General features: G+C 33.2%; 1 protein-coding gene. It reads left to right on the top strand.

The genetic code is table 11. From position 1 onward, the window contains the following. The first annotated feature begins 330 nt into the window (after window positions 1-330). Window positions 331-711 carry a DUF4354 family protein gene (locus HBA26_RS22650; protein ID WP_080347310.1) on the top strand — a complete coding sequence of 127 codons (381 nt, stop codon included), beginning with the start codon at window positions 331-333 and terminating at the stop codon, window positions 709-711. Window positions 712-774 lie beyond the last annotated feature (63 nt).

The following is a 774-nucleotide window of genomic DNA, read 5'->3' as shown; positions in this document are numbered from 1 at the left end:
TCCGTCGTCGGCAGCGTCAGATGTGTATAAGAGACAGAAATAGACCACACAAAGTAAATTTTATCGTGGCACTAAAATCTCATTGTTAAAATACATGTGAGCAACACAATATTCCCTTCAACATGACTTTTAAAGCAGTGTCCTTTTTCTTCATTCAATCTATCTATCACCGCTCAATTACGAAAATCTAAATATGCAAATCCTTCAGATATTTCTCGTGATTATTTTTTGCAAGAAGAATTCTATTTAACTTTAGTTTAACTATGATCTTGTACTATAAAAAATAACAAGAACAGTACATAACCCACTATCACTATATGCTTAAATAAAATGATGAAATTATATGCATTCCTATTTATAAATATGTTATCCATGGTCAGCTTGCCTATTCAAGCCAATAACTTAGACTCTGTTGCTATTCATGCAACTGAAAAGTCCCGATGGGCTATAACAGTAGGAGATAAACATTTATTTATAAAAAGTTTTGAATTGATAGTTACACAGCTCAGTAAGGACTCTATAGATTTATCTGAACACTGCTTTAAAGCTTATACAACGGATCAAAACGAATATGACCTTGATTCAGTTGACGAAGTGTTAAGCACTGGTGTTCTTATTTTTGGAAAATCAATTAGAGGAGTAGTTTCATTTTCATCGGATGAAGAACATATTCATAAAGCATCGCTTGTAAGAATTACAAAAAACTGCTGAGTGTTTACGTACTAATTCTATTAGCTCTGTCTCTTATACACATCTGACGCTGCCGACGACGGA

The sequence above is a fragment of the Enterobacter sp. 725m/11 genome, assembly GCF_011683705.1.
GTDB classification, from domain to species: Bacteria; Pseudomonadota; Gammaproteobacteria; order Enterobacterales; family Enterobacteriaceae; genus Enterobacter; species Enterobacter bugandensis.
The sequence above is the reverse complement of the archived record's forward strand: the minus strand, read 5'-3'. Positions and strand labels throughout refer to the sequence as shown.

Bases quoted from the DNA above. Each gene is read 5' to 3' on its own strand.
- HBA26_RS22650 (WP_080347310.1), top strand. From the start codon at position 331: ATGATGAAATTATATGCATTCCTATTTATAAATATGTTATCCATGGTC.